The 26,598-nt window shown below is 71.9% G+C and carries 27 protein-coding genes; 5 read left to right on the top strand and 22 right to left on the bottom strand.

Annotated elements, in window-relative coordinates:
• Nucleotides 1-118 precede the first annotated feature (118 nt).
• Complete coding sequence (locus ACLQ3K_RS10190) at nt 119-421, top strand: MerR family transcriptional regulator (protein WP_336670055.1); 303 nt, start codon at nt 119-121, stop codon at nt 419-421.
• Nucleotides 422-424: 3 nt separating this feature from the next.
• Here ACLQ3K_RS10190 and ACLQ3K_RS10185 read toward each other — a convergent pair whose 3' ends face one another.
• From ACLQ3K_RS10185 to ACLQ3K_RS10170, 4 genes are all read right to left on the bottom strand, one after another.
• Nucleotides 425-1,153 (bottom strand): lytic transglycosylase domain-containing protein, encoded by a 729-nt coding sequence (locus tag ACLQ3K_RS10185; RefSeq protein WP_224651582.1) that lies wholly within the window; start codon nt 1,151-1,153, stop codon nt 425-427.
• Between the two features lie 43 nt (nt 1,154-1,196).
• Nucleotides 1,197-2,159 carry a MazG family protein gene (locus tag ACLQ3K_RS10180; RefSeq protein ID WP_425999028.1) on the bottom strand — a complete coding sequence of 321 codons (963 nt, stop codon included), beginning with the start codon at nt 2,157-2,159 and terminating at the stop codon, nt 1,197-1,199.
• Nucleotides 2,156-5,737, bottom strand: coding sequence for a transcription-repair coupling factor (gene mfd / locus ACLQ3K_RS10175; RefSeq protein ID WP_425999799.1), 3,582 nt, complete (start codon nt 5,735-5,737; stop codon nt 2,156-2,158). The genes ACLQ3K_RS10180 and mfd overlap by 4 nt, the downstream gene beginning before the upstream one ends.
• Before the next feature lie 125 nt (nt 5,738-5,862).
• Nucleotides 5,863-6,522: a TetR/AcrR family transcriptional regulator gene (locus ACLQ3K_RS10170; RefSeq protein ID WP_425999026.1), complete on the bottom strand. Its 660-nt coding sequence runs from the start codon at nt 6,520-6,522 to the stop codon at nt 5,863-5,865.
• A 69-nt stretch (nt 6,523-6,591) separates the two neighbouring features.
• On the opposite strand from ACLQ3K_RS10170, the gene ACLQ3K_RS10165 reads away from it, so the two are divergent.
• From ACLQ3K_RS10165 to ACLQ3K_RS10155, 3 genes are all read left to right on the top strand, one after another.
• Nucleotides 6,592-6,978, top strand: coding sequence for a DUF1761 domain-containing protein (locus ACLQ3K_RS10165; protein ID WP_336670058.1), 387 nt, complete (start codon nt 6,592-6,594; stop codon nt 6,976-6,978).
• A 15-nt stretch (nt 6,979-6,993) separates the two neighbouring features.
• Nucleotides 6,994-7,281, top strand: a complete 288-nt coding sequence (locus ACLQ3K_RS10160) for a DUF1905 domain-containing protein (RefSeq protein ID WP_425999024.1) — start codon at nt 6,994-6,996, stop codon at nt 7,279-7,281.
• Nucleotides 7,282-7,357: 76 nt separating this feature from the next.
• Entirely contained in the window at nt 7,358-8,761 is a 1,404-nt protein-coding gene (locus tag ACLQ3K_RS10155; protein ID WP_425999022.1) for a lipase family protein, read from the top strand.
• On the opposite strand, the gene ACLQ3K_RS10150 is transcribed toward ACLQ3K_RS10155, so the two are convergent.
• The 18 genes from ACLQ3K_RS10150 to ACLQ3K_RS10065 form a co-directional block, all read right to left on the bottom strand.
• Nucleotides 8,762-9,400: a TetR family transcriptional regulator gene (locus ACLQ3K_RS10150; protein ID WP_425999797.1), complete on the bottom strand. Its 639-nt coding sequence runs from the start codon at nt 9,398-9,400 to the stop codon at nt 8,762-8,764.
• A 50-nt stretch (nt 9,401-9,450) separates the two neighbouring features.
• On the bottom strand, nt 9,451-9,774 hold the full coding sequence (locus tag ACLQ3K_RS10145) for a hypothetical protein (protein WP_224645802.1): 324 nt from the start codon (nt 9,772-9,774) through the stop codon (nt 9,451-9,453).
• Nucleotides 9,775-9,789: 15 nt separating this feature from the next.
• Entirely contained in the window at nt 9,790-11,235 is a 1,446-nt protein-coding gene (gene nuoN / locus ACLQ3K_RS10140; protein WP_425999020.1) for an NADH-quinone oxidoreductase subunit NuoN, read from the bottom strand.
• A complete protein-coding gene (locus ACLQ3K_RS10135; RefSeq protein WP_425999018.1) occupies nt 11,232-12,710 on the bottom strand; it encodes an NADH-quinone oxidoreductase subunit M in 1,479 nt (492 codons plus the stop codon). The genes nuoN and ACLQ3K_RS10135 overlap by 4 nt, the downstream gene beginning before the upstream one ends.
• Entirely contained in the window at nt 12,707-14,584 is a 1,878-nt protein-coding gene (gene nuoL / locus ACLQ3K_RS10130; protein WP_425999016.1) for an NADH-quinone oxidoreductase subunit L, read from the bottom strand. The genes ACLQ3K_RS10135 and nuoL overlap by 4 nt, the downstream gene beginning before the upstream one ends.
• Nucleotides 14,585-14,587: 3 nt before the next feature.
• Nucleotides 14,588-14,887 carry an NADH-quinone oxidoreductase subunit NuoK gene (gene nuoK, locus ACLQ3K_RS10125; protein ID WP_068741024.1) on the bottom strand — a complete coding sequence of 100 codons (300 nt, stop codon included), beginning with the start codon at nt 14,885-14,887 and terminating at the stop codon, nt 14,588-14,590.
• Nucleotides 14,884-15,675, bottom strand: a complete 792-nt coding sequence (locus ACLQ3K_RS10120; RefSeq protein WP_425999013.1) for an NADH-quinone oxidoreductase subunit J — start codon at nt 15,673-15,675, stop codon at nt 14,884-14,886. Before ACLQ3K_RS10120 ends, nuoK begins: the two co-directional genes overlap by 4 nt.
• Entirely contained in the window at nt 15,672-16,175 is a 504-nt protein-coding gene (nuoI, locus tag ACLQ3K_RS10115) for an NADH-quinone oxidoreductase subunit NuoI (RefSeq protein ID WP_224645807.1), read from the bottom strand. Before nuoI ends, ACLQ3K_RS10120 begins: the two co-directional genes overlap by 4 nt.
• A complete protein-coding gene (gene nuoH / locus ACLQ3K_RS10110) occupies nt 16,168-17,484 on the bottom strand; it encodes an NADH-quinone oxidoreductase subunit NuoH (RefSeq protein ID WP_224645808.1) in 1,317 nt (438 codons plus the stop codon). Before nuoH ends, nuoI begins: the two co-directional genes overlap by 8 nt.
• Nucleotides 17,481-19,823: an NADH-quinone oxidoreductase subunit G gene (locus tag ACLQ3K_RS10105; protein ID WP_425999011.1), complete on the bottom strand. Its 2,343-nt coding sequence runs from the start codon at nt 19,821-19,823 to the stop codon at nt 17,481-17,483. Before ACLQ3K_RS10105 ends, nuoH begins: the two co-directional genes overlap by 4 nt.
• A complete protein-coding gene (gene nuoF, locus ACLQ3K_RS10100; protein ID WP_425999009.1) occupies nt 19,820-21,160 on the bottom strand; it encodes an NADH-quinone oxidoreductase subunit NuoF in 1,341 nt (446 codons plus the stop codon). Before nuoF ends, ACLQ3K_RS10105 begins: the two co-directional genes overlap by 4 nt.
• Nucleotides 21,157-21,879: an NADH-quinone oxidoreductase subunit NuoE gene (nuoE, locus tag ACLQ3K_RS10095; protein ID WP_425999007.1), complete on the bottom strand. Its 723-nt coding sequence runs from the start codon at nt 21,877-21,879 to the stop codon at nt 21,157-21,159. Before nuoE ends, nuoF begins: the two co-directional genes overlap by 4 nt.
• Nucleotides 21,876-23,135, bottom strand: a complete 1,260-nt coding sequence (locus ACLQ3K_RS10090; protein ID WP_224645921.1) for an NADH-quinone oxidoreductase subunit D — start codon at nt 23,133-23,135, stop codon at nt 21,876-21,878. Before ACLQ3K_RS10090 ends, nuoE begins: the two co-directional genes overlap by 4 nt.
• Before the next feature lie 26 nt (nt 23,136-23,161).
• Entirely contained in the window at nt 23,162-23,896 is a 735-nt protein-coding gene (locus ACLQ3K_RS10085; protein ID WP_224645812.1) for an NADH-quinone oxidoreductase subunit C, read from the bottom strand.
• On the bottom strand, nt 23,893-24,447 hold the full coding sequence (locus ACLQ3K_RS10080) for a NuoB/complex I 20 kDa subunit family protein (RefSeq protein ID WP_224645813.1): 555 nt from the start codon (nt 24,445-24,447) through the stop codon (nt 23,893-23,895). Before ACLQ3K_RS10080 ends, ACLQ3K_RS10085 begins: the two co-directional genes overlap by 4 nt.
• A complete protein-coding gene (locus tag ACLQ3K_RS10075) occupies nt 24,438-24,800 on the bottom strand; it encodes an NADH-quinone oxidoreductase subunit A (RefSeq protein WP_068524392.1) in 363 nt (120 codons plus the stop codon). Before ACLQ3K_RS10075 ends, ACLQ3K_RS10080 begins: the two co-directional genes overlap by 10 nt.
• 141 nt (nt 24,801-24,941) lie before the next feature.
• Nucleotides 24,942-25,337 (bottom strand): hypothetical protein, encoded by a 396-nt coding sequence (locus ACLQ3K_RS10070; protein WP_224645814.1) that lies wholly within the window; start codon nt 25,335-25,337, stop codon nt 24,942-24,944.
• 28 nt (nt 25,338-25,365) lie between these two features.
• A complete protein-coding gene (locus tag ACLQ3K_RS10065) occupies nt 25,366-26,340 on the bottom strand; it encodes an isopenicillin N synthase family dioxygenase (RefSeq protein WP_425999003.1) in 975 nt (324 codons plus the stop codon).
• A 151-nt stretch (nt 26,341-26,491) separates the two neighbouring features.
• Here ACLQ3K_RS10065 and ACLQ3K_RS10060 point away from each other — a divergent pair.
• A partial coding sequence (locus tag ACLQ3K_RS10060) for a hypothetical protein (RefSeq protein ID WP_425999795.1) occupies nt 26,492-26,598 on the top strand: 107 nt, incomplete at its 3' end.

Genomic DNA, 26,598 nt, shown 5'->3' with positions numbered 1-26,598 from the left:
ACGGCGGGTGGTCCCACATTCGCCGCGCGGCGGGATCTACAGTGGACGGATCAGGTTTTCGTAGCCGAGCGACGCAGCAGTGCGGGCGAGGTGAGGAAGGGCTCGAAGGAGGAGTGCGATGACGCAGTCGCATCGCGTGCGTTCCGACCTCGGCGTGTACAGCATTTCGGTGGCGTCCGAGCTGTCGCAGGTCGGCCTCCAGACGCTCCGCCTCTACGAGCGGCGGCACCTGATCCGGCCGCAGCGCACCTCGGGTGGAACCCGCCGGTACAGCGAGGACGACATCGCGCGGATCCGGCGGATCACGGAACTCGTCGCCACCGGGATCAATCTCCCGGGGGTGGAGCGCATTCTGGTCCTGGAGGACGAGTGCGCGGCGCTGCGGTCGGAACTCGACGCCTGCCGCGCCGGCGCCGACTAGCGGCTACGGCTGCACGTTCACCGAGTACGCGGCCGCGGCGTCGCGCACGTCCAGGACGTACTTGCGGGACTGGTTGTAGACCATCACGGCCTTCTCCCAGCCCTTCGCGGTGGTCAGGTCCTTGCCCGAGACGCAGAGGTAGCGCGCCGCGGTCATCGCGGCGTCGTCGATGTTGTCCGGGTCGGCCTTGCCGTCGCCGTTGGCGTCCACGCCGAAGCGCTGCCAGGTCTCGGGGATGAACTGGAACGGCCCCATGGCCGCGTCGAACTTCGCGTTCGGGCGGTGCGGGTCGGTCCCCGTCGCGCGGATCTCCATGTTCCCGTTGGTCCCGTCCAGCGGCACGCCGCGGATGGGCGGCGAGACCTTGCCGTCGGGCGCGATCGTCGCGCCGTGGTAGGTGCCGTGCTTGCTCTCGATGAAGGCGATCCCGGCCAGGGTGGTCCACGCGATCCCGCACTCGGGCGTGCGCTGCCGCAGCGCCTCGGCCGCGTTGCCGTAGGCCTCCAGCGAGATCACCGGGATGCCGGTGGCCACGCTGATGGGCGTGGCCCAGTCGCGGAGCAGGTCCGAGGTGCGGCCCGGTCCGTTCACGTTGATCAGCGGCACGGGAGCGCCCGCGCCGGGCGGGATGCCCTGCGGGATCTCGGGGCGCGGGTCGATCGCGCCGCAGCCGGCGAGCACCGTCGTCGCGACGCCGACGACGAACGCCGCGCGCATGCGGGAACTGACCATGACCTCGCCGTGAACTCTCTCGCCGGAAACTGGGGACGCGATCTCAACGTCCGGGCTGTGCCTCGGGGTTCCCGGCGTGACCGTCGCCCCAGGCGGTGACCCACGATTCTACCCCGTCGGAGGCCATCACGGCCTCGGCCTCGCGCACCCGGTCCATGAACGCGAGCACCCGTCGGCGGTAGTCCAGCTCGAAAGCCGCGTCCGGTTCCGCCGGGTCGACGGTGACGGTGCGCACGTCGTCCGGGACCAGCTCGGCGGGGAAGTCGACGGTGAGCAGCCGCTCGAAGACCTTCGCGACCAGCGCCAACGCGGGCTGGCCGAGCGAGATCGAGTCGAGGACGGAGGCGCGCTCGCCGCGCTCGAGCCGCTTCTGCCGTTCCCAGTTCTCGGCCTGCGTCGCCACGTCGACCTCGGCACCGTCGGCCAGGTGGGGCGTGCGCCGGCGGACCTTGGCGGAGAGGGTGCGGGCCACGTCGTCGATGCCGAACGGGTGCGGTCCCTCCTCGGCGATCCGCGAGTGGAAGACCACCTGCAGCAGCAGGTCGCCGAGCTCGCTGCGCAGCTCGGCCGCGGCGGCGGCCCCGCCCTCCGGGTCGTCGAGCGCCGCCACGGCGTCGGCCACCTCGTAGGTCTCCTCCACCAGGTAGCGCAGCAGGCTCGCGTGCGTCTGCTCGGACTCCCACGGGCCCTCCCGCCGCAGCCGGTCGATGAGCTCGACGGTGTCGAGCACCGCCAGCCCGGCGGGCCGGGGCGAGGCGATGACGTCGGCGCCCGCGGCCCGCAGCGCGGCCGCGGCCGGGTGCGTCTCGTCGGAGGTCAGCAGCGTCGCGCCCGCGGGGGCCTCCGCGCCGAGCACGGGGTGCCCGTCGGGCAGGTGCCACGCGAGCCTCACCGGCAGCTCCTCCGTGTAGTACACGGGGCCGGTGAGCCGGGCGAGCGCCGCGACGGGCAGCAGGGTGGGCAGCGCCGGATCGAGCAGCACGACGGTGCCGCGGGGCTCGCTCACGGGGCCTCCGTGGCAGCGACGGCGCGGGGCGGCTGGTCGAGCCGCCAGTAGCCGGCGCCCTTGCCGTCCATCGCGGCGAGGAAGTCGGCGACGGCCTGCAGCACGTCGATGTCGCGCACCCGCTCGCTGCCGACGCCGCCCACGCCCACCCGCGGAAGCGGGAAGGTGATGGTGCGGGTCGCGGCGCGGTAGGACCCGCCGGGGTAGAGCCGCTTGAGGCGCATCTGCTGCGAGTCCAGCAGTTCCATCGGCGCGATGCGCAGATTGGTGCCGGTCACGGTGATCTCGGTGACGCCGGCGTTCCGCGCGAGCGACCGGAGCCGGGCGATCGCGGCGAGGCGGTCCACCTCCACCGGAGGCGGGCCGTAGCGGTCGGTGAGCTCGGTGAGCACCTCGGCGACGGCCGTATCGTCGTGCGCCGCCGCAAGTTTGCGGTACGCCTCCAGGCGCAGCCGGTCGCTGGTGACGTAGTCCGGCGGGATGTGCGCGTCCACCGGCAGGTCGATGCGCACCTCCTTCTGCTCCTCCGGCACCGTGATCGGCTTGCCGTCGGCGGCGGCGCGGTAGGCCTCCACCGCCTCGCCGACGAGCCGCACGTACAGGTCGAAGCCGACGCCGGCGACGTGGCCGGACTGCTCCGCGCCGAGAACGTTGCCGGCGCCGCGGATCTCGAGGTCCTTCATCGCGACGGCCATGCCGGCGCCGAGGTCGTTGTTCTGTGCGATGGTCGCCAACCGGTCGTAGGCGGTCTCGGTGAGCGGCTTCTCCGAGGGGTAGAGGAAGTAGGCGTAGCCGCGCTCGCGGGAGCGGCCCACGCGCCCGCGCAGCTGGTGCAGCTGCGAGAGGCCGAGGTTCTCGGCGCGCTCCACGATGAGGGTGTTGGCGTTGGAGATGTCCAGGCCGGTCTCGACGATGGTGGTGCACACCAGCACGTCGAACTCGCGGTTCCAGAAGCCCTGCACGGTGCTCTCCAGGGCCTCCTCGCCCATCTGCCCGTGCGCCACCACGACCCGGGCCTCGGGCACCATGTCGCGGATGTGCTTGGCGGCCCGGTCGATCGAGCTGACGCGGTTGTGCACGTAGAAGACCTGGCCGTCGCGCAGCAGCTCGCGGCGGATGGCGGCGGCCACCTGCTTGTCGTCGTACGCGCCCACGTAGGTGAGCACCGGGTGGCGCTCCTCGGGCGGGGTGAGGATGGTGGACATCTCCCGGATGCCCGCCATGCTCATCTCCAGTGTGCGGGGGATCGGGGTGGCGCTCATGGTGAGCACGTCGACGTTGGTGCGCAGCGCCTTGATGTGCTCCTTGTGCTCGACGCCGAAGCGCTGCTCCTCGTCGACGATCACGAGGCCCAGGTCCTTCCAGCGCACGCCGGTCTGCAGCAGCCGGTGCGTGCCCACCACCACGTCGACGCTGCCGTCGGCGAGGCCCTCGAGCACGGCCCGCGTCTCCAGCTTGTCGGTGAACCGGGACAGGCCCTTGACCGTGACCGGGAAGCCCTGCATCCGCTCCTCGAAGGTCTTCAGATGCTGTTGCGCGAGCAGCGTCGTCGGCACGAGCACCGCGACCTGTTTGCCGTCCTGGACGGCCTTGAAGGCGGCGCGGACGGCGATCTCGGTCTTGCCGTAGCCGACGTCGCCGATCACGACGCGGTCCATCGGGACGGGCTTCTCCATGTCGCCCTTCACGTCGCCGATCACCGTCATCTGGTCGACGGTCTCGGTGAACGGGAAGGCGTCCTCCATCTCGCGCTGCCACGGGGAGTCCGGCGCGAAGGCGTGGCCGGGCGCGGCGTTGCGGGCCGCGTAGAGCTGCACCAGCTCGCCCGCGATCTCGCGGACGGCCTTGCGCGCCTTGCGTTTGGTGTTCTGCCAGTCGCTGCCGCCCATCTTCGACAGTGCCGGCATCTCGCCGCCCACGTAGCGGGAGAGCTGGTCCAGCGACTCCATCGGGACGAACAGCTTGTCGCCCGGCTGGCCGCGCTTGCCCGGTGCGTACTCGATCACCAGGTACTCGCGGCGGGCGCCCGCGACGGTGCGCTCGATCATCTCGACGAACTTGCCGATGCCGTGCTCGTCGTGCACCACGAGGTCGCCGGCGGTCAGGGCCAGCGGGTCGACCTGGTTGCGGCGCTTGGCCGGAAGTCGCCTGCCGTCGCCGACGCCCGCGACCCGGTTACCCGTGAGATCGGGCTCGGCGAGCAGCACGAGCTTCTCGGCGGGCACCGTCAGGCCCGTCTGCAGGCTGCCGCGCAGCACGCCGACGGTGCCGGGCTTCGGGGCGGCGCCCGCGTCCAGCTCCGTCGCGGGGACCTCGGCGTCGCGCAGCCGCTCCAGGATGCGGGCGCGGGTGCCCTGGCCGGCGACCACGATCACCCCGGTGCCGCCGGACGCGGCGTGGGCGCGCAGCGTCGCGAAGAGCTTCTCCGCCTCGGCGTCGGATCCCCTTGGCGCGGGCGCGTGTTCGGCGCGGACGGTGAGGTGGTCGGGGCCCTCGTCCGGCCCCGTCGCCAGCGGCGAGACGGTCCACCACGGACGCCCGGCGTCCGAGACGGAGGCGTGCACCTCGTCGAGGGGGCGGTAGGCGCTGGCGCCCAGGTTCATCCCGGACGGGTCCAGCGGCGCGGCCGAGCCGAGCGCGGCGGCGGTCCACGACGCCTCGAGGAACTCTTGGCCGGTGCGGCCGAGATCCCCCGCGCGGGTGCGGATCTTCTCGGGGTCCAGCAGCAGGGTGTGGGCGCCCGCGGGCAGCACGTCGGTGAGCAGCTGCAGTTCGCCCGGGATGAGCGCGGGGATCAGCGCCTCCATGCCCTCCACCGGGATGCCCTGCGAGAGCTTCTCCAGCATCTCGAGGAGGGCGGCGTCGTTCTGATGATCGGCCTTGAGCGCGGCCGCGCGCTCGCGGACCTCGGCGGTGAGCAGCAGCTCGCGGCACGGGTAGACGTGCACGGTGCCCACCTCGACCTCGGGCTGGGAGCGCTGGTCGGCGACGGAGAAGGCGCGAAGGTCGGTGATCTCGTCGCCCCAGAACTCCACGCGCACGGGCAGATCCGTGGTGGTGGGGAAGACGTCGAGGATGCCGCCGCGCACGGCGAACTCGCCGCGCTTGCCCACCATGTCGACCCGGGTGTACGCGAGTTCCACGAGGGTCTCGATGAGCTGGTCGAAGTCGTGCTCGACGCCCTCGCGCAGCGTGATCGACGGGGCGTCGCCCAGTCCGGGCGCCATCGGCTGCACCAGGGAGCGGACGGTCGCGACGACGGCCCGCAGCGGGACGCCGTACTGCGCGTCGTCGGGGTGGGCCAGGCGGCGCAGCACCTGCAGCCGCTTGCCGACGGTGTCGGCGCCCGGCGAGAGCCGTTCGTGCGGCAGCGTCTCCCAGCTGGGGAACTGCGCCACGGCACCGTCGCCCAGCATCTCCCGCAGCTCGGAGGTCAGGTCGTCGGCCTCGCGCCCGGTGGCCGTGACGACGAGGACGGGCGCGCGGTCGGCGAGCGCCGAGACGAGGAAGGGACGCGCACCGTCGACCGCGGTGACGGTGAGGTCGGGCCTGCCCGCCGCCTCCGCGAAGGCGGCGATGTCCGGATCGGCGGCGACCGCCCTGGTCAGTCCGGCGAGGGCGGGGACGGGGGAGGGGGCGGCGTCAGGCACCGATCCAGTGTATTGGCGCGGTCCGACACGCGCCGACGGGCCCGAGCGCCCGCTCAGGCACCGGCGCCGGCCGGCGCGTGGCGGGCCAGGAACGTGGCGACCGCCTCGTCGGCGACGTCGTCCGATTCCTGCTGCGTAGGGCGCGACCGGCCGCCGGTGAGGGTGAGCCGGTTGAGCGGCGCCGCCAGGACGAGCCAGGTGAACTGCTCGGCCGCGGCGGCGGGATCGTCGATGCGCAGCAGGCCGCGGGCGGCCAGGCGTGCGAAGGCGTCGGCGAGGAGCTCCTGATTGCGATCCCAGCTGCGCCGCACGTAGTCGTCGGCGACCTCGGGGAAGCGCTCCGCCTCGGCCGCGACCAGGGCGCGCATCCGCAGGACGGGGCCGCTGAGGACGCCCGCCTGCAGCGTGCCGGCGAGGGCGCGCAGCCCGCGGGCGGCGTCGTCGGTCGCGATGAGTGCGTCGAGGTGCGGCCGCATCGCGTCGCGGCCGCGGTCCACCCAATCCCGGACGACGGCCGCGTACAGGTCGTCCTTCGACGGGTACTGCCGGTAGAGGGTCTGCTTGGAGATGCGGGCACCGGCGGCGACGGCGTCCATCGTCGTGCCCGCGAAGCCGCGGTCGAGGAGCAGGTCCCGCGCGACGGCGAGCAGGTCGGCGCCGCTGCGGCCGCCCGGGCGGCCGCGGAGCCGGGGTGTGCCCTGTGCGGTGTTCATGCCGAAATAGTACTGGACAGTACTCAGATGAGGACGTAGGGTACTCATTAGTACTAAAAGGAGGACGTCATGATCGTCGCAGGTATCGCCGTCGCCGCGTTCGCGGCATTCGTGCTCAGCTCCGTCTACTACGTGCTCCTCTCTCCGGTGGAGCAGCGGGCGCTCGGGGAGCGGGCGCTCGACCGCGGGAAGCCCGGGCCGGCGAAGGTCGCCGCGGAACTTGTCCGCACGGCCGTGGTCGCGGCGGGATTCGCCTGGGTCGCCGACCGGGCCGGCCTCCTCTCCCTCCCGGCCTCCCTCTCGCTCGCCCTCGTGCTCTGGGTCGCGTTCCCCGTCGTGCTGCTCACCGGATCGATCATCTGGGAGCGCGTGCCGTGGCAGACCGCGGCGATCCACGCGGGCGACTGGCTCCTCAAGCTCGTGCTCATCGCCGTCGCGCTGGGCCTTCTCCACTGATCGAAGGGAAACGCCATGTCCGCCATCGCAGGTCCGCTCGACACCACCTTCACCGCCGTGCTCCGGCGGAGCGAGGCCGAGGGCGGGTGGACGTACGTCGTGCTCGACGGGTCCGCCGAGTTCTTCGGCGCCCGTGGCCTCGTCAAGGTCTCCGGGACCATGGACGGGGTCCCGTTCACCAGCTCCTTCATGGCTCTCGGCGACGGGACGCACAAGCTCCCGGTCGCCGCGAAGATCCGCCGCGAGATCGGCAAGGAGGAGGGCGACGCGATCACGGTCCACCTCGAGCGCCGCCTGAGCTGAGTCACAGCACCCCTTGACAGGTGACGGGGGTCACTTTAAGTTCCTTCTTATGGTGAATGAAACATCAGCGTTCCGGATGGGATCGCGTGTCCTCGCGGCGCTGATCGGCGCCGTCCTCGTGATCGCGACCGGGATCGCGACGGCCCCGAGCGCCCGGGCGCTGCCGCCCCTCGTCGAACCGGCACCGCCCGCCGACGCCTTCTACGACCGCCCCGCGGACCTGGCGTCGCTGAAGCCCGGCGAGATCGTGCGTACCCGCACCACGTCGATCCGCTCGCTGCAGGTGATGCCCCTCAACGTGGACGCCTGGCAGCTCGCCTACCGGACCACGGGCATGAACGGCGAGCCTGATCTCAGCGTGACCACCGTGATGGTGCCGCGCGGCAAGAAGCCCACCAAGCTGCTCTCCTACCAGGCGGCCGCCGACTCGACGCTGCGCATCTGCCAGTCCTCGTACTCGACCACCAAGGGCGGCCCCATCGACCTGGCGGCGAAGGAGGGCCCGCTCACCTTCGGCATGCCCGCCGCCGAGCTGCTGTTCGCCGGCCTCGGCGTCCAGGAGGGCTGGGCCGTCGCGATGCCCGACCACGGCGGCGGCGACGACCGCTTCCTCACCCCGCGCCAGCCGGGCTGGGCCGTACTCGACGGCATCCGGGCGGTGGAGAACTTCTCCCGCCTCGGACTGAACGCGAAGACCCCTGTCACGCTGTGGGGCTACTCGGGCGGCGCGATCGCCAGCAGCTGGACCATCGAGGAGCACCCGACCTACGCGCCCGAGCTCAACATCCGCGGAGCCGCGTTCGGCGCGCCGGAGCGCGACCTCGAGGCCTCGCTCAAGGCCGTGAACACGTCGCTGCTCGCGGGCCTCATTCCGCTCGCCCTCTCCGCGCTCGGCAAGGACTCCGAGGAGTTCCGGGGCGCCCTCGACAAGGTGCTCACCCCTGAGGGCCGGGCGCGCGTGAACGAGACCCGCCGGCACTGCATGCCGCAGAACGTCGTGGCCAACCTGTGGTTCGACTACAACCGGATGCTCACCAAGCCGGTCGACGAGGTGCTGCGGATTCCGATCATCGCCAAGACCATTCGCGAGCGCGGCGTGAGCGGCCGGGTCCCGACGGTGCCCGCGTACGTCTACAACGGCATCACCGAGGAGGTCGCCCCGATCACGGGGACCGACAAGCTCGTGGACTCGTACTGCAAGGGCGGCGCGTCCGTGACCTACCGCCGCGAGGAGTTCCCGCCGAACCCGGTCAAGCAGCTCATGACCACCCACGGCACCGTCGTGGTGACCGGCGCGGGCGGCGCGTTCGACTGGCTCAAGCAGCGGATGGACTCGACCGGGCCGGCACCGTCGGGCTGCGACATCCGGAACGTCTTCAGCAGCGGGCTCGAGCCCGCGGCGATCGGCACCTTCGGCCAGGCGATCGGTACCGTCCTCGCCTCGCTGGTCGGCGCGCCTATCGGGGCCGGGCCCAGGTAGTCAGTCTCCGCGGGCGGGCTCGACGGTGCAGTCGGGCTCGCCCAGCTGGCTCGGCTCGATGGCGACGGGGTTCTCCTTGAGGCCGATGAGGCCGTACCAGGAGAGGTTCACGATGTGGGCGGCCACCGCCTCCTTGGGCGGGTTGCGCACCTCCAGCCACCACTGCGCGGTCATGGCGACCATGCCGACCAGCGCCTGGGCGTAGAGCGGCGCCAGCTCGGGGTCGAGGTTCTTGTTCTCGAATTCGCTCTCGAGGTGGATCTCGACCTGGCTGACCAGGTCGTTGAGCAGCGTCGAGTAGCCGCCGGTGTGCTCGGCCGAGCTGTTTCGGGTGAGGATCCGGAAGCCGTCGGCGCGCTCCTCGACGTACGTGAGCAGTGCGAGGGTGATCTGCTCGATCCGCGTCTTGGAGCGGTCCTCGAGCAGTGCCCGGGAGAAGACCTCGAGGACCATCTCCATCTCGCGGTCCACGACCACCGCGTAGAGGCCCTCCTTGCCGCCGAAGTGCTCGTAGACAACGGGCTTGGAGACGCCGGCCTTCGACGCGACCTCCTCGATGGTCGCCGCCTCGTAGCCGCGGTCGGCGAACACCGAGCGCGCGGTGTCGACCAGCTGGTTGCGGCGCTCGGCCGCGGGCATCCGCTTCCGCGCCGGCGCGGCGGGCGCGCGATTCGGCTTGGCGGAGGAGGTCACGGTGTGTCCGTCGCGCCGGGCTCGGGCGCGGCATCGTCGGCGTCGTCGGCGGGCTTGCGCGCGGCCTCGGCCTGCGCGGCCACCTGCGCCCGGTACGCGGCCTCGGCCCGGTCGTGCTGCTTCTTGATGAACCGGCTCGCGAAGATCAGGCCCACGAAGAACAGCAGCTCGAAGACGATGGCCGCGACGTACAGCACCCGTGCCGTCGTCGTGGTGGCATCGGTCAGCCGCCAGATCAGTACGCCGAGAACCAGCAGCAGGACGGCACCCATCGGCTTCAACTGCAGGCCGTTGCTGAACGGAAGCGGCTTGTCACTCATGATTGACGATTCTACTTACCGCCCGGTGAACACCGTGAGATCGGCGAACAGGTCCAGCAGGGGCTGCGGGAAGACGCCCAGCGCGACCACCGCCACGACGCCGAGGGCGATCGCGAAACCGGTGAGCGGATCCACCCGGGGAACGTCGGGCGCGAACTCGTGGGCGGGCGCGAAGTACATCGTCATCAGGATCCGGATGTAGAAGACCGCGGCCAGCGCGCTGGCGAGCACACCGACCACGACCAGCCACCCTCCGCCGCGCTGTGCGGCCGCCGTGAACACCGCGAACTTGCCCGCGAAACCGCCGGTCAGGGGGATTCCGGCGAAGGAGAGCAGGAACAGGGCCATGGCACCCGCGAGGAGCGGGCGGGTCCGGCCCAGCCCGGCCCACCGGTCCAGGTCGGCCACCTCCGCGGTCGTGCCGTCGGCCCGCGTCTCGCGGACGGCGGCGGCCACCGCGAACCCGCCGACCGTGCTGAGCCCGTACACCGCGAGGTAGAAGCAGACCGCGCCCGTGCCGCGGACCGTCCCGGCGAAGACGCCGATGAGCAGGAAGCCCGTGTGCGCGATCGCCGAATAGGCGAGCAGGCGCTTGACGTCCGACTGCGTGACCGCGATGACCGAACCCACGACGACGGTGACCACGGCGACCGCCGCGATCACCGGACGCCACGGCACGTCCCGGAAGGCGACCAGGGTGAGCCGCACGATCACGCCGAACGCCGCGATCTTCGTCGCCGCCGCCATGAACGCGGTCACGGGCGTCGGCGCGCCCTGGTAGACGTCGGGCACCCAGGAGTGGAAGGGCACGGCGCCGGCCTTGAACAGCAGGCCCACGCCGATCAGCGCGGCCCCGAGGGTGCCGAACACCGCGTCCTGCGGGACCGCCGCGATCGACGTGGAGCCGGTCGCCGCGAAGCGCAGGGCGATGCCGAACAGGAGGATCGCCGAGCTGAACGCGCCCAGCAGGAAGTACTTCAGCGCCGCCTCGAGCGGCAGCAGCCCGCGCCGTTTCGCCAACGCGCACAGCAGGTACAGCGGCAGCGAGAAGACCTCGAGCGCGACGAACAGCGTCAGCCAGTCCTGCGCCGAGACGAAGGCCAGCATGCCGCCCAACGCGAACAGCGTCAGCGGCACCGCCTCGGTGTGCGTCAGCGAGTCGTAGCGCGCCACCATCAGCGCGAGCGCCGGGAGCGTCGAGAGCAGGAGCAGCCCCTGCAGCGCGAGGGAGAGGCCGTCGTCCGCGACCGCGCCCGCCAGTACCGCGCGCGGGCGCTCGCCGGTGTCCGCGAGCACCGCCACCGCGATCAGCGCAGCCAGCACGGCGCCCCCGCCGAGCACCGCGTGCACCCGGGCGCGGAGCGCCGCGGGCGCGAACGACTCGACCACCACGCCGACGATCGCGGCCACGAAGACGATGAGCGCCGGCGCGATCTGCGCGTACTCGATCGACGGGTTCATCGGGCGACCTCCGCGACCGTGGGCGAGACCGACGGGTTGATCGCGTCCAGCGCGGGAGCGGGGAAGAAGCCCAGCACGAACAGGGCGACGACCAGCGGCACGAGCACGAGCAGCTCGCGCGGCCGCGCGTCGTCGACGGTGCGCTCCACCTCCTCCGGCACGGGGCCCGTGAACATGCGCTGGTAGGTCCACAGCACGTACATCGCCGACAGCACCAGCGCGACCACCGCGACGATCGCGGCGACGGCCCACCGCGGGTAGGTGCCGACCACCACCAGGAGCTCGGAGACGAAGGGGCCGAGGCCCGGCAGCGAGAGGGTCGCCAGGCCCGCGATGAGGAAGATCGCGCCCAGCTTCGGCGCCCGCGACCAGGCGCCGCCGAAGTCGCCGATCCGGCGGCTCCCACGGCGTGCGACCAGGACCCCGGCGGTGAGGAACAGCGACGCCGTCGCGACGCCGTGGTTGACCATGTAGAGCACCGAACCGGCCTGCGAGTCGCCGGTGCGCGCGAAGACGCCGAGGATGATGAAGCCGAAGTGGCTGATCGACGTGTACGCGATGAGCGACATCACGTCGGACTGCCCGATCGCGAGGATCGCGCCGTAGACGATGCCGATCACCGCGAGCGCCGCGACCCACGGCGCGAAGCGGGCCGCCGCGTCGGGGAACAGCGTCAGGCAGTAGCGCAGCATCGCGAAGGTGCCCACCTTGTCGACGATCGCCATCATCAGCACGGCCGTCGGCGGATTCGTCTGCACCGCCGCGCCCGGCAGCCAGGTGTGCAGCGGCCACAGCGGCGCCTTCACCGCGAAGGCGAACAGGAATCCCAGGAACATCAGGTCCTGCGCGATGCCGGGGCCGGGCCGCGCACCGTCGAGCAGGGCGCGCAGGTCGAAGGTGCCGGACGCGGCGTACAGCCCGACGACCGCGGCCAGCATCACGAGCCCGCCGGCGAGGTTGTAGAGCAGGAACTTCACGGCCGCGTGGGTGCGGACCGCCGCATCGCTTCCCGTGCCGCCGAACCCGGCCAGGAGGAAGTACAGCGGGATCAGCATGGCCTCGAAGACCAGGTAGAACAGCAGCACGTCGGTGGTGACGAAGCTGACGAGCACCATCGCCTCGACCGCGAGCGTGAGCGCGACGTAGGTGCCGGCGCGTTCGCTCTCCGGCGCGGTCTCGCGCCAGGCGGCGAGCAGCAGGACCGGTAGCAGGGCGGCGGTGAGCAGAACCAGCACCAGCCCGGTGCCGTCGAGTCCGAGGCGGTAGCCCGCGCCGAAGGACGGTATCCAGGACTGCGATTCGACGAACTGGAAGCCGCCCGCTGGGTCGAAGGCGAACGCCAGACCGATGCCGATCAGCAGCGCTACGAGCGCGGCCGCCAGCCCGATCCACCGCGCGGCGCGGGGCACGGCCGCGGCGGCGACGGCACCGACCGCGGGCGCCGCCCACAGCAGCGTCAGCCACGGCCCGCTCATGAGAGCCACACCGCCGCGGCGCCGATGAGCACCGCCGTCCCGGCCAGCATGGCCAGCGCGTAGCTGCGCGCGTACCCGGTCTGCGAGCGCCGCAGCAGGAGCGAGCCGAGGTGCACTCCGGCGGGGATCGCGTCGACCGCACCGTCGATGCCCTTGCGCTCGGCCACGAGCAGCGCCTCCGTGGCGGCCTGTCCGGGGCGCATGAAGACGGCCTCGTTGAGGGCGTCGCCGTACAGGTCCTGCCGGGCCGCGCGGGTCAGGGCGCTCACCGCCGACGGTGCCTCCACGGGCACCGTCCGCGTCAGGCGGACCGCCACCGCGACGCCGATCGCGACGGCGCCGAGGACCAGCAGCGTGACCGCCCAGGCGGGGATCGCGTGGTGCGCCTCGGGCGCGGATCCGACGGCGGGTGCGAGGAAGTCGGACAGCGTGCCGCCGATCACCAGGATCGCGCCCGCGCCGACGCTACCCAGCGCCAGCACGACCATGGGCGCCGTCATCACCCGCGGCGACTCGTGCGGATGCGTGCCCTCGCGCCAGCGGCGCGCGCCGAAGAAGGTCAGCACCATCACCCTCGTCATGTAGAAGCCCGTGATCCCGGCGCCGAGGATCGCGGCGCCGCCCAGCACCGCGCCCCAGAAGCCGCCGCGGCCGAGCGCGGCCTCGATGATCCCGTCCTTGGTGAAGAAGCCCGACAGCGGCGGGACGCCGATGATCGCCAGGTAGCCCAGGCCGAAGGTGACCGCGGTGACCGGCATGACCTTCGCCAGGCCGCCGTACCGCCGCATGTCGGTCTCGTCGTTCATCCCGTGCATCACCGAGCCCGCGCCCAGGAACAGGCTGGCCTTGAAGCAGCCGTGCGCCAACAGGTGCGCGATCGCCAGGGCGTAACCCGCGGGACCGAGCCCGGCGGCGAGCACCATGTAGCCGATCTGGCTCATGGTCGACGCCGCGAGGGCCTTCTTGATGTCGTCCTTCGCGCAGCCGATCACGGCGCCGAAGAGCAGCGTCACCGCGCCGACGGCGAGCACGAAGCCCTGCGCCACCGGTGCCGCCTCGAAGACGGGGCCGGTGCGCACGATCAGGTAGACGCCCGCTGTGACCATCGTCGCGGCGTGGATGAGAGCGGAGACGGGGGTGGGGCCCTCCATCGCGTCGCCGAGCCAGCTCTGCAGCGGTACCTGCGCCGATTTGGCGCAGGCCGCCAGCAGGAGCAGCAGCCCGAGCCAGGTGAGCACGCCCTCGCCGGCCTCATCGGCGCGGGGGAGGAACTCACCGAAGGTGGTGGTGCCGAAGGTCATGAGGGTGACCGCGACCGCGAGCGCGAGGCCCATGTCGCCGACGCGGTTGACGATGAAGGCCTTCCGCGCGGCGGTCGCGGCCGAGGGCTTGTGCTGCCAGAAGCCGATGAGCAGGTAGGACGCGAGACCCACGCCCTCCCAGCCGAGGTAGAGCACCACGAGGTCGTCCGCGAGGACCAGTACCAGCATCGCGCCGAGGAACAGGTTGAGGTAGCCGAAGAACCGTCGCCGGCCCGGATCGGCCTCCATGTAGCCGATCGAGTAGACGTGGATCAGCGTGCCGACGCCCGTGATCAGCAGCGCGAAGCACACCGACAGCTGGTCCAGCCGGAAGGCCAGGTCCACCGAGAGGTCGCCGCCCGAGAACCAGTGGTAGAGAACGGTGCCCACCGATCTGTCCGCGCCGTCCCGGGCCAGGAGCAGGCCGAAGGCGACGGCCGAGACCACGAAGGACAGCGCCGCGACCGCGGTGCCGAACAGGTGCCCCCAGGCGTTCGTCCGGCGCCCGCCGAGCAGCAGCACCGCCGCTCCGGCGAGGGGGATCAGCGGCAGAGCCGCGATGAGTACGGTCACCGGTCACCGCCTCAGCAGGTGCGGCTCGTCGACGGACACGGACTTGCGGACCCGGAAGATCGCGATGATGATCGCCAGGCCCACCACCACCTCGGCGGCGGCCACCACCATGGTGAAGAAGGCGAGGACCTGTCCGTGCGGCACGGCGTGCATGCGGCCCGCGGTGACGAGCGCGAGGTTCGCGGCGTTGAGCATCAGCTCCACGCACATGAACACCACGATGGCGTTGCGGCGCAGCAGCACCCCGGCGGAGCCGATCGCGAACAGCAGCGCGGCGAGGTACAGGTAGAGGTGCGGGTTCACGGCGTCACCTCCTCGTCGCGGAGCGCGTGCGGAACGTCGTCGTCGAGCGACGGGGCGCGGTCGGGGAGCGCCCGCCGCTCGCCCGGCACGCGCGGTGTCAGCGTGTGGTTCACGGAGTCGAGCGCGGGCGACCCGTCGGGCAGCCGACCGGGCAGGTCGACGGCGTTGCCCAGCGCGTAGACGCCGGGGTTGGGCAGCGGCGTGGCGCGGCGGCCCTCGCGGAACCGGCGGATCGACTGCTCGCGCTGGCTGAGCGCGGTGGCGAGCTTCTCCCGGTGGGCGAGGATCATCGCGCCCAGCGTGGCGGTGATCAGCAGCGCGGCGGTGAGCTCGAATGCCCACAGGTAGCGGACGAAGACGGTGTCTGCCAGGGCCTCCACGGAATTCGGCGGGTACTCGCCCGATCCCGCTCCCTGCGCGGCCCCGGCGCCGACGTCCCGGAGCGAGGCCCGGGCCACGAGGCCGATGAGCAGCATTCCGAAGGCGAGACCCGCGACGGCGGCGCCGATCCGGTGCCCGCGCAGGGTCTCGACGAGGGAGTCGGAGGAGTCGACGCCCACCAGCATGACCACGAAGAGGAAGAGCATCATCACGGCGCCGGTGTAGACCACGATCTGCACGACGCCGAGGAAAGTGGCGCCCTGCGAGATGTAGAGGATCGCGAGCAGGATCATGGTGGCGGCCAGGCACAGCGCCGAGTACACGGCCTTGGAGGCCAGCACGACGCCCAGGGCGAAGACCACCGCGGGCACCGCGACGATCCAGAACGCCCACTCCTCCCCGGTCATTCGTCCACCGCCCCCTTGTAGTAGTCGGTGGCGGTGAGGCCCTCGCGCATCGCGTGCGGCGGCGGCACCTCACCCTCGTGCAGCGGGGCGAGCAGATCGTCCTTGTCGTAGATCAGCGCGCCGCGATCGCGGTCGGCCATCTCGTAGTCGTTCGTCATGGTGAGCGCGCGCGTCGGGCAGGCCTCCACGCACAGGCCGCAGCCGATGCACCGCAGGTAGTTGATCTGATAGGTCCGGCCGTAGCGCTCGCCGGGGGAGTACCGCTCCTCCTCGGTGTTGTCGGCGCCCTCCACGTAGATCGCGTCCGCGGGGCAGCTCCACGCGCACAGCTCGCAGCCGATGCACTTCTCCAGCCCGTCGGCGTACCGGTTCAGTTGGTGCCGCCCGTGATACCGGCCGGCGGTGGGCGAGGGCTCCTCCGGGTAGTTCTCCGTGACCGGCTTGGTGAACATGGTCCGTAGGGTCACGCCGAATCCGGCGAGGCCGAGGGGATCAGCCATGGGACGCCTCCTTCGCTTCGGCCTCGCGCGGCAGGGCACGTCGGGCGGGCTCGGACAGGTACTGGCCCGGCATGGGCGGCACGGGGAAGCCGCCGGCCATCGGATCGAAGGGCAGCGAGAAGGTCTCGGGATCGGGGCCGGGCTCGGGGGCCTTCTGCCGACGGTGCCGCGCCACCAGGACGGCGAGCACGGCGAGGGTGAAGAGCAGCGAGACGACGGGCGCCAGCACCGTCGTCGAGTGCCCGGCGAGGGCCCACGCCTGCACCGCGCCGGCGACCAGCACCCAGGCCAGCGCGGTCGGGATCAGCAGCTGCCAGCCGAACCGCATGAACTGGTCGTAGCGCAGCCGCGGCAGCGTGGTGCGCAGCCAGATGAAGGCGAACAGGAAACACCACACCTTGCCCACGAACCAGATCACCGGCCACCAGCCGGAATTCGCGCCCTCCCACATGTTCAGCGGCCACGGAGCGTGCCAGCCGCCGAGGAACAGGGTGGTGGCGAGCGCCGAGACCGTGGTCATGTTCACGTACTCCGCGAGCATGAACATCGCGAACTTCAGCGAGCTGTACTCGGTGTGGAAGCCGCCCACCAGCTCGCCCTCGGCCTCGGGCAGGTCGAAGGGCGCGCGGTTCGTCTCGCCGACCATCGAGACCACGTACACGACGAACGAGGGCAGCAGCAGGAAGACGTACCAGGTGCCCTCCTGCCGCCCGACGATGCCCGACGTGGCCATCGTGCCCGCGTACAGGAAGACGGCGGCGAAGCTCAGGCCCATCGCGACCTCGTAGCTGATCACCTGGGCCGTGGAACGCAGGCCGCCGAGCAACGGGTACGTGGAGCCGGAGGACCAGCCGGCCAGCACGATGCCGTACACGCCGATGCTGGTGATCGCGAGGACGTACAGCACCGCGACGGGAAGATCGGTGAGCTGCAGCGGCGTCCACGTCCCGAACACCGACACCTGCGGCCCGAACGGGATCACGGCGAAGGCCATGAACGCCGGGATGGTGGCGATGATCGGCGCCAGCAGGTACACGGGCTTGTCGACGCCCGCGGGCGTGATCCCCTCCTTGAGCGCCAGCTTGATGCCGTCCGCGAGGGACTGCAGGATGCCGAAGGGCCCCACCCTGTTCGGCCCGTACCGGTGCTGCATCCGAGCCATCACCTTGCGCTCGATGAGGATCGCGGCGAGCACCGTCACGACCAGGAAGGCGAAGACCGCGACGGCCTTGATCAGGATCAGCCACCACGGGTCCCGGCCGAACGCGGAGAGGTCGACGGGGTCGTGCGGTCCGAGGGCGAGCATCATCGGGCCACCCCGATCCCGACCACGGCGCCCCAGCCGACCCCCAGCGTCTCGCCGACGGTGCTGCCGGGCGAGTTCCGGGGAACCCACACCACGCCGTCGGGCATGTCGGTCACCTGGAGCGGCAGGGTGATCGTGCCGCGGTCGGTCGAGATCGACACGTCGGCGCCGTCCGCCGCGAGGATCCCGGTTGCGGTGGCCGCCGACATCCGCGCGACGGGCCGCCGCGCCGTCGCCGCGAGATCGGGCTCGCCGTCCTGTCCGCGACCCAGGTCGAGCAGCTGTCGCCACGTCGCGAGCAGGGCCTCGCCGTCGCCCGGGACGGCGACGGTGCCGGGGCGCCCGGCGACGGGGCGGCGCGGCGGCCGGACCGAGCCCAGCGTGCGGAGCGCGGCGGCGGCACCGTCTGCGTCGGTGAAGCCGAGGTCGGCGCGCATCGACTGCGCGAGGACGGCGAGGACCCGCGCGTCCGCGAGGGCGCCGGGCGAGGGGAGCGCCGCGGCGAAGGAGCGGTCGCGGCCCTCCCAGTTGCGGAAGGTGCCCGCGCGCTGCGTCACGGTGGCGACGGGGAGCACCACGTCGGCGCGGGCGGTGACCTCGGACTCCCGCTGCTCGAGGCTCACCACGAAGGCGGCGTCGAGGGCGCGGCGCGCGGCGTCGGGGTCGGGCAGATCGCCGATGTCGACCGCGCCGCACACCAGGGCGGGCAGGTCGCCGGACGCGGCGGCGGCGAGGATTCCGGCGGTGTCGCGGCCGGGGCCGTCGGGAAGGGTGACGCCCCACAGCGCCTCGACCTCCATGCGGTGGGCGTAGTTCGCGGTGAGGCGGCCGCCGGGCAGCATCCCGGCCAGCGCCCCCGCCGCGATCGCGCCGGGCTCGCCCGCGCGGCGCGGGATCCACGCCAGCCGGGCACCGGTGGTGCCCGCGAGCGCCGCCGCCGCGGCGAGGGCCTCGGGGGTCTCGGCGAGTCGCTCGCCGACGAGGATGACCGCTCCGGGCACGGAGAGCCGCTGCGCCAGGTCGGGGTCGGCGAGCGCGGCGGCCTCGCCGCCGGGGGCGCACCCGAGGAGTGTGCCGTCGAGGCGGCCCAGGCCGCGGGAGGCGAACGGGGCGATCGACAGCACCCGGGTGCTGCCGGCGCGCACCGACTTCCGCAGCCGCAGGTGCACGATCGGCGACTCCTCCTCGGGCTCGAAGCCGGCGAGCAGCACGACCGGCGCGGTCTCGAGGTCGGCGTAGGTCACCCCGCCCATCACGCCGGAGGCCAGGAACGCCGCCTCCTCCGCGCTGTGCGGCCGGACCCGGAAGTCGATGTCGTTGGTGCGCAGCGCGATGCGCGCGAAGGCCGAATAGGCGTAGAGATCCTCGACGGTGCCGCGCCCGCCGGCGAGGACGCCCGCGGCCCGGCCGGTCAGCCCCTCTGCGGCGGCGGCGATCGCCTCCGGCCACGAAGCGGGGACGAGGGTGCCGTCGGCCCCGCGGACCAGCGGCGCGGTCAGGCGATCCGGCGCCGCGGCGTAGGCGAAGGCCCAGCGGCCCTTGTCGCAGCTCCACTCCTCGTTGACCGCGGGATCGTCGCCGGCGAGGCGGCGCAGCACCTCCCCGCGGCGGTGGTCCACCCGCAGGCCGCAGCCGCTCGCGCAGTGCTCACACGCCGACGGGGTGGAGGTCAGGTCGAAGGGGCGCGCCCGGAACCGGTACGAGGTGTTGGTGAGCGCTCCGACGGGGCAGATCTGCACGGTGTTGCCGGAGAAGTAGGAGTCGAGCGGCTGGTCGCCCGCGACGCCCACCTGTTGCAGCGCACCGCGATCCATAAGCTCGATGAAGTCGTCGCCGGCGATCTCGTCGGAGAAGCGGGTGCACCGGGCGCACAGCACGCAGCGCTCGCGGTCGAGCACGATCTCCGCCGAGAGCGGGATGGGCTTGGGGTACGTGCGCTTGTCGGCGGCCGGGAAGCGCGACGTGGCGCGGCCGGCGGACATGGCCTGGTTCTGCAGCGGGCACTCGCCGCCCTTGTCGCACACCGGGCAGTCCAACGGGTGGTTCACGAGCAGCAGCTCCATCACGCTGCGCTGCGCGCCGGCAGCGGCGGTGGAGGTGGCCTGCGTGCGCACGATCATGCCGTCGGTCACCGTCGTGGTGCACGAGGCCAGCGGCTTGCGCTGGCCCTCCACGTCCACGAGGCACTGCCGGCACGCGCCCGCGGGTGCGAGCAGCGGGTGATCGCAGAACCGGGGGATGGCGATGCCGAGGTCCTCGGCAGCGCGGATCACGAGAGTGCCCGGCGGGACCTCGATCTCGATGCCGTCGATGGTGGCCTTCACGGGCTCCGGGGCGGTCATCGGGCACCTCCCGGGACCGGGGCCTCGCGCATCGAGGCCGCGGGGTCGAAGGGGCAGCCGCCCTCGGCGACGTGCCGTTCGTACTCCTCGCGGAAGTACTGCAGCGAGCTCTGGATGGGGCTGGCGGCACCGTCGCCCAGCGCGCAGAAGGCCTTGCCGAGTACGCCGTCGGCCACCTCAGCGAGCGTGTCCAGGTCCTCCACGCGTCCCTCGCCCTCCTCCAGCCGGCGCAGGAGCCGCACCAGCCAGTACGTGCCCTCGCGGCACGGAGTGCACTTGCCGCACGACTCGTGCGCGTAGAACTCGAGCCAGCGCAGCACCGCCCGGACGACGCAGACGGTGTCGTCGAAGATCTGGAGGGCCTTGGTGCCCAGCATCGATCCGGCGCCGGCCACGCCCTCGTAGTCGAGCGGCACGTCGAGGTGCTCGGCCGTGAGCAGCGGGGTCGACGAGCCGCCGGGTGTCCAGAACTTCAGCTCGTGCCCGGGCCGCACGCCGCCGGCGAGCTCCAGCATCTCGCGCAGCGTGACCCCGAGCGCCGCCTCGTACTGCCCGGGCCGCACCACGTGCCCCGAGATCGAGTACAGCGTGAACCCGGGCGACTTCTCGCTGCCCATGGTGCGGAACCACTCGGCGCCGCGGGCGAGGATCGCCGGCACGCTGGCGATCGACTCGACGTTGTTCACGCACGTCGGCGAGGCGTAGAGGCCCGCGACGGCGGGGAAGGGCGGCCGCAGCCGCGGCTGCCCGCGACGGCCCTCCAACGAGTCCAGCAGCGCCGTCTCCTCGCCGCAGATGTACGCGCCCGCGCCACCGTGGACGACGAGGTCCAGGCTGAATCCGCTGGGGCCCATCGGCTTGCCGAGGTAGCCCGCCGCGTACGCCTCGGCGACGGCGGCGCGCAGCCGTCGCTGCACGCCCAGCACCTCGCCGCGGACGTAGATGAACGCCTGACGTGCTCGGATCGCGTACGAGGCGATGATGACGCCCTCGATCAGCGTGTGCGGCGTGGCGAACATGAGCGGCATGTCCTTGCAGGTGCCGGGCTCGGATTCGTCGGCGTTCACCACGAGGTAGTGCGGCTTGTCGGCGCCGGGCTTGGAGGCCTCGCCGTCGCGCACCTGGGGGATGAAGCTCCATTTCAGGCCGGTCGGGAAGCCGGCGCCGCCGCGGCCGCGCAGTCCCGCGTCCTTCACCAGCCCGATCACCTCGTCGGGCGTCATCGCGAGCGCGCGGTCGAGCCCCTCGTACCCGCCCGCCGCGCGATAGGAATCGAGGGTCCAGGGCTCGGGGTCGCCCCAGCGGGCGGACAGCACGGGGGTGAGGTGCGCGGTCATGACTCCGCCTCCCGCACGGCCTGCAGGCCGGCCATCGTCGGGGCACCGCCGGCACCGGAGGCGGACACGGCGCCCGGCCGGACGTCGTCGAAACCGGCCAGTAGGCGGGCGGTCTCGCGGAAGGAGACGAGCGGTGCGCCCCGCGTCGGCGACGGCGGCCGGCCGGAGCGCAGCGCGTCGACGAGGTCGCGGGCGCTCGCCACCGTCTGGTCGTCGAAGAACTCCCAGTTGACCATGACGACGGGGGCGTAGTCGCACGCCGCGTTGCACTCGATCCGCTCGACGGTGACCCGCCCGTCGGGCGTGGTGCCGCCGGGGTCGATCCCGAGGTGCTCGCACAGGGAGGAGAGGATCGCGTCGCCGCCGAGGACGGCGCACAACGTGGTGGTGCAGACGCCGACCAGGTACTCGCCGGTGGGGCCGCGCCGGTACATCGAGTAGAAGGTGGCGACGGAGACGACCTCGGCGGCGGTGAGGTCCAGTGCGGCCGCGCAGAATTCGATGCCCGCGGGGGTGATGTAGCCGTCCTCGGACTGCACCAGGTGGAGCAGGGGCAGCAGCGCGGACCGCTTCTCGGGGTACCGGACGATGAGCTGCGCGGCGTCGGCGGCGAGGCGCTCCGCGACGGCCGCGGGGTACGCGGTGGGCGCACCCGGCCGGTACAGCTGCACCTTCTCCTGCGGTCGCGCGCCGAACTCGAGGAAGACGGGCTCGCTCATCGGTCCACCCCTCCCATCACCGGGTCGATGCTGGCCACGGCCGCGATGACGTCGGAGACCATGCCGCCCTCGCACATCGCTGCCACCGCCTGCAGATTCGTGAACGACGGATCGCGGAAGTGGACGCGGTACGGGCGGGTGCCGCCGTCGCTCACGGCGTGCACCAGCAGCTCGCCCCGCGGCGCCTCGACGGAGACGGCCACCTGTCCGGCGGGAACCGCGAAGCCCTCGGTCACCAGCTTGAAGTGGTGGATCAGCGACTCCATGGACTCGCCCATGATCTCCGCGATGTGCGCACGCGAGTTGCCGAGACCGTCGGGTCCGACCTTCAGGTCCGCCGGCCAGCCGAGCCGGGCGTCCTCGACCATCACCGGCCCGGGCGTCAGCTTGTCGAGGCACTGCTCGACGATGCGCAGCGACTGCGTCATCTCCAGCACCCGGATCAGGTAGCGGCCGTAGCAGTCGCACCCGCTGTCGGTGATCACGTCGAACTCGTAGTCCTCGTAGCCGCAATAGGGTTCGCTGCGACGCAGGTCGTGCGGCAGGCCCGTCGACCGCAGCACCGGGCCCGTGATGCCCAGCGCCATGCAGCCGGTGAGGTCCAGATAGCCGATGTTCTTGGTGCGCGCGATCCAGATCGGGTTCTCGGTGAGCATGGACGCCATGGACGCCAGCTGCGGCGGCAGCGTCCGCAGCAGCTCCCGGATCTGCGGGATCGCCTCGTCCGGTAGGTCCGCCGCAACGCCGCCGGGACGGATGTAGGCGTGGTTCATCCGTAGTCCCGTGATCGTCTCGAAGACGTCCAGGATCTGCTCGCGGATCTCGAAGCCGCGCAGCATGGGGGAGACCGCCCCCAGCTCCATGCCGCCCGTGGCCAGCGCCACGAGGTGACTCGTGACGCGGTTGAGCTCCATGAGGAGCACGCGGATGACCGTCGCGCGCTCGGGGATCTCCTCGGTGATGCCGAGCAGCTTCTCCACGGCCAGGCAGTAGGCGGTCTCGTTGAAGAGCGGTGCCAGGTAGTCCATCCGGGTGACGAAGGTGGTGCCCTGCGTCCAGGTGCGGAACTCGAGGTTCTTCTCGATGCCGGTGTGCAGGAAGCCGATCCCGCACCGCGCCTCCGTCACCGTCTCGCCGTCGAGCTCGAGGATCAGGCGCAGCACGCCGTGCGTCGACGGGTGCTGCGGGCCCATGTTCACCACGATCCGCTCCTGGCCGATCGCCTCGGCGGCGATGTCGTCCCAGTCGGAGCCCATGGCGGTGAACTCGGTGTAGTCGGTGGTCACGAGTACGACCTCCGGGTGTCGGGCGCGGAGACCTCGGCGCCGTGGAACTCGACGCCGATCCCGCCCAGCGGGTAGTCCTTGCGCTGGGGGTGACCCTCCCAGTCGTCCGGCATCTCGATCCGGGTGAGCGAGGGGTGCCCGTCGAAGACGATGCCGAAGAAGTCGTAGGTCTCCCGCTCGTGCCAATCCGTCGTCGGGTAGACGGGGAACAGGGACGGGATGTGCGGATCGGCGTCGGGGCAGGAGGTTTCGAGGCGCAGCCGGCGCCCGTGCGTGATCGACTGCAGGTGCGTGACCGCGCGCAGTTCCGCGCCGGCGTCCTCGGGGAAGTGCACGCCCGAGGTGCCCAGACACATCTCGAACCGCAGCGCGGGCTCGTCGCGCAGCAGCCGCGCCACCGCCACCACATGCTCGCGCGGCACCCTCAGCGTGACCTCGCCGCGGAACACGACCACCGCGCGGACGGCCTCCTCGGAGGACGCACCGTCGGACCGGTCCAGCGCCGACCGCAGGACCGCGACGACCCCGTCGTAGCCCGCGGGCAGGGGCTCCTCGCCGGGCCCGGGCATCGCGACCGGACGGCTGATCCGCCCGTAGCCGGAGGTGTCACCGGTGCCGCCGCTGAACATGCCGGTGCGCGTGCGGACGACGTCGGACTGCGACGCAGCGGGTTCGACGGTGCCGGATTCGTCGGTCCGGCCGGGCTCGGGCAGCTCGGGGGAGTCGGTCATCGCAGCAGGCCCTTGAATTCGATGGTGGGACGCGCGGCGAGAGCGGCCTCCTCCGCTGCGCGGCGCGCGGCCTCGCGGTTCACGCCCATCGGCGTCTCCGCGACCTTCTCGTGCAGGGCCAGCAGGGCGTTGAGCAGCATCTCCGGGCGCGGCGGGCAACCGGGCAGGTAGATGTCCACGGGCACCACGTGGTCGACGCCCTGCACCACGGCGTAGTTGTTGAACATGCCGCCCGAGCTGGCGCAGACCCCCATGGCGAGGACCCATTTCGGCTCCGCCATCTGGTCGTACACCTGCCGCAGCACCGGCGCCATCTTCTGGCTGACCCGGCCCGCGACGATCATCAGGTCGGCCTGCCGGGGCGAGGCGCGGAAGGCCTCCATACCGAACCGGGCGATGTCGAAGCGGGGACCGGTGGTGGCCATCATCTCGATGGCGCAGCAGGCCAGGCCGAACGTGGCCGGCCACAGCGATCCCTTCCGCGCGTAGCCCGCCACCCCTTCGAGCGTCGTCAGTAGGAACCCGCCGGGAACCTTGTCTTCTAGTCCCAACTCAGTCCCCCTCGACGCCACTCGTAGACATAGGCGACCGTGACGTTCACCAGGAACAGCGCCATCGCGAGCAGCCCGTACGTGCCCAGCACGTCGAAGTGCACCGCCCACGGATAGAGGAAGACGATCTCGATGTCGAAGATGATGAACAACATCGCCGTCAAGTAGAACTTCACCGGGAACCGGCCGCCCCCCGATGCCGGCGTGGGCGAGGGGTCGATGCCGCACTCATAGGCCTCGAGCTTCGCTCGATTGATCCGGCGCGGCCCGACGAACCGGGCGACACCCACGGAGAACACCGCGAAGGCGGCCGCGATCGCCCCGAGTACCAGGATGGGCACGTACAGGTTCACGGCGGTGCTCCCTTCGCGGCGTATGCGAAATCCCAGTCAGCAGAACCGGTTAGGTTCCCCTGAGTGAAGTTGTGAGCTACATCACGACTATATGTCCAACGTTTGATCGGGGTGGGCTTTTGGGGCGAGCGTGTCTGTTTCTCAGAGCGTCGCGGTGGCGAGCAGCTGCCCGGCGGCGCCCGCCAACTCGAACGGGTCCAGCGGATGGCTCACCCAGTCGTCGGCCTGGGACCACCGTGCCAACCAGCCGTCGGCGCGGCGCGCCGTGATGACCAGCAGGGGCGGGCACGGCTCGATCTCGTCGCGCACCTGCCGGGCCAGGCCCAGCCCGCCCGCGGGGGCGGCTTCACCGTCGAGCACGACCAGGGCGACCCCACCCTCGTCGAGCCGGGCGATGACGGCGGGCGCGGTCGCGACCTCGAGGACGGTGATCGGGGGTCTGTCCGGGGCCGGGCGGGAGCCCAGGGCGGCGGTGATCTCCGCGCGGTGCCGCGCGTTGGAGCTGTAGACGAGGACGAGCGGGGCTGCGCCGGTCATGGTCCCCACACTAGGGACGCCGGTCGGGTTACGAAGCGGATTGCGGGTAGTGCCGCGCCGCGACGTCCGGGTGCGCCCGCAGGCGGCTCTTCCAGGCGTTCGCGCCGTAGGTGTCGAAGATCGGATTGTCCGGGTCGACGGTGACGCCCGTCCGCAGGTCCGCGGGGAGTGGCAGATGCGGCATCCGCGCCGCGACGGAGGGGTTGAAGAAGTAGGGCACCGAGATCCGGTCGTCGCCGGTGTTCCGGTTCAGCACCCGATGCTCGGTGGCGTGTAGGTAGCCGTCGGTGCCCACCTCCAACATCTCGCCGAGGTTGACGATGAAGGCGCCGGGCAGCGGCGGCACGTCCACCCACTCGGCCGCGCCGGGCGGCAGCACCTGCAGGCCCTGCGACGCGGGGTCCACGAGCAGGAGCGTCAGCACGCCCGAGTCCTTGTGGGCGCCCACACCCTGCTCGGAATCCGTCCCCGCGGGGTAGCGGACGATCTTGATCAGCGTCGCCGGGTGGTCGGCGAAGGCCTCGTCGAAGACGTGCGGATCGGCGCCGAGCGATCGGGCCCACGCCCGCAGCAGCGCTAGCGAGATCCGCGACAGGTCCGCGTCCCACCGCTCCATCACCGCGCGCAGCGCAGGCAGGGACTCCGGCCACTGGTTCGGGCCGAGCAGGTTCAGGTAGTCCGGCCCCGGGCCCGACGGTGCCGCATCCTCCCGACCCAGGTCGATCTGCTCACGCCAGTCGACCTCGCCGCGGGTGAACTCGCCGCCCAGGCGCGTGTAGCCGCGGAAGTGCGGCGAGTTCGTCATCGCGATGGCGTCCTTCTCGGCCTGCGGCAGCGCGAAGAAGTCGCGGGCGACGCCGAGCACCTCGGCGATGCGTTCCGGCGGCAGGCCGTGGCCCGTCAGGTAGAAGAAGCCGACGTCGTGCGCGGCGGCGCGGACGGCACCGTCGAACTGCGCGGGGTCGGTGTCGAGGAGGGCGAGGTCGAGCACCGGGACGGACATGACCGCAGGGTAGCGCCGTCGGCTCCAGGTATGAGTGGATCCGATCAGTGTGATCGGGACTTCGTGCGCGCCGGGCTTCGTGTCGCGGGTGCCGGGCACTAGGCTGGCTCCTGAGTTGCCCCCGAGCTCGGCCAGTGCATAAGGAGAGACCGTGTCCGAAATCGTCCAGGTAGGCGCCCGTGAGATCCTCGACTCCCGTGGTAACCCCACGGTGGAGGTGGAGATCGTGCTGGCCGATGGCAGCTTCGCCCGCGCGGC

The organism is Tsukamurella sp. DT100 (genome assembly GCF_049844855.1).
Lineage (GTDB): Bacteria > Actinomycetota > Actinomycetes > Mycobacteriales > Mycobacteriaceae > Tsukamurella.
Note: the sequence above shows the minus strand (reverse complement) of the source record. Positions and strands in the feature narration are given on the sequence as shown.

What these genes read in the sequence shown, in the direction of transcription:
- ACLQ3K_RS10190 (WP_336670055.1), top strand. Translation starts at nt 119, where the DNA reads ATGACGCAGTCGCATCGCGTGCGTTCCGACCTCGGCGTGTACAGCATT.
- ACLQ3K_RS10185 (WP_224651582.1), bottom strand. Translation starts at nt 1,153, where the DNA reads ATGGTCAGTTCCCGCATGCGCGCGGCGTTCGTCGTCGGCGTCGCGACG.
- ACLQ3K_RS10170 (WP_425999026.1), bottom strand. Translation starts at nt 6,522, where the DNA reads ATGAACACCGCACAGGGCACACCCCGGCTCCGCGGCCGCCCGGGCGGC.
- ACLQ3K_RS10165 (WP_336670058.1), top strand. Translation starts at nt 6,592, where the DNA reads ATGATCGTCGCAGGTATCGCCGTCGCCGCGTTCGCGGCATTCGTGCTC.
- ACLQ3K_RS10160 (WP_425999024.1), top strand. Translation starts at nt 6,994, where the DNA reads ATGTCCGCCATCGCAGGTCCGCTCGACACCACCTTCACCGCCGTGCTC.
- ACLQ3K_RS10155 (WP_425999022.1), top strand. Translation starts at nt 7,358, where the DNA reads ATGGGATCGCGTGTCCTCGCGGCGCTGATCGGCGCCGTCCTCGTGATC.
- ACLQ3K_RS10150 (WP_425999797.1), bottom strand. Translation starts at nt 9,400, where the DNA reads ATGCCCGCGGCCGAGCGCCGCAACCAGCTGGTCGACACCGCGCGCTCG.
- ACLQ3K_RS10145 (WP_224645802.1), bottom strand. Translation starts at nt 9,774, where the DNA reads ATGAGTGACAAGCCGCTTCCGTTCAGCAACGGCCTGCAGTTGAAGCCG.
- nuoN (WP_425999020.1), bottom strand. Translation starts at nt 11,235, where the DNA reads ATGAACCCGTCGATCGAGTACGCGCAGATCGCGCCGGCGCTCATCGTC.
- ACLQ3K_RS10135 (WP_425999018.1), bottom strand. Translation starts at nt 12,710, where the DNA reads ATGAGCGGGCCGTGGCTGACGCTGCTGTGGGCGGCGCCCGCGGTCGGT.
- ACLQ3K_RS10120 (WP_425999013.1), bottom strand. Translation starts at nt 15,675, where the DNA reads ATGACCGGGGAGGAGTGGGCGTTCTGGATCGTCGCGGTGCCCGCGGTG.
- nuoI (WP_224645807.1), bottom strand. Translation starts at nt 16,175, where the DNA reads ATGGCTGATCCCCTCGGCCTCGCCGGATTCGGCGTGACCCTACGGACC.
- nuoH (WP_224645808.1), bottom strand. Translation starts at nt 17,484, where the DNA reads ATGATGCTCGCCCTCGGACCGCACGACCCCGTCGACCTCTCCGCGTTC.
- ACLQ3K_RS10105 (WP_425999011.1), bottom strand. Translation starts at nt 19,823, where the DNA reads ATGACCGCCCCGGAGCCCGTGAAGGCCACCATCGACGGCATCGAGATC.
- nuoF (WP_425999009.1), bottom strand. Translation starts at nt 21,160, where the DNA reads ATGACCGCGCACCTCACCCCCGTGCTGTCCGCCCGCTGGGGCGACCCC.
- nuoE (WP_425999007.1), bottom strand. Translation starts at nt 21,879, where the DNA reads ATGAGCGAGCCCGTCTTCCTCGAGTTCGGCGCGCGACCGCAGGAGAAG.
- ACLQ3K_RS10090 (WP_224645921.1), bottom strand. Translation starts at nt 23,135, where the DNA reads ATGGGCTCCGACTGGGACGACATCGCCGCCGAGGCGATCGGCCAGGAG.
- ACLQ3K_RS10085 (WP_224645812.1), bottom strand. Translation starts at nt 23,896, where the DNA reads ATGACCGACTCCCCCGAGCTGCCCGAGCCCGGCCGGACCGACGAATCC.
- ACLQ3K_RS10070 (WP_224645814.1), bottom strand. Translation starts at nt 25,337, where the DNA reads ATGACCGGCGCAGCCCCGCTCGTCCTCGTCTACAGCTCCAACGCGCGG.
- ACLQ3K_RS10065 (WP_425999003.1), bottom strand. Translation starts at nt 26,340, where the DNA reads ATGTCCGTCCCGGTGCTCGACCTCGCCCTCCTCGACACCGACCCCGCG.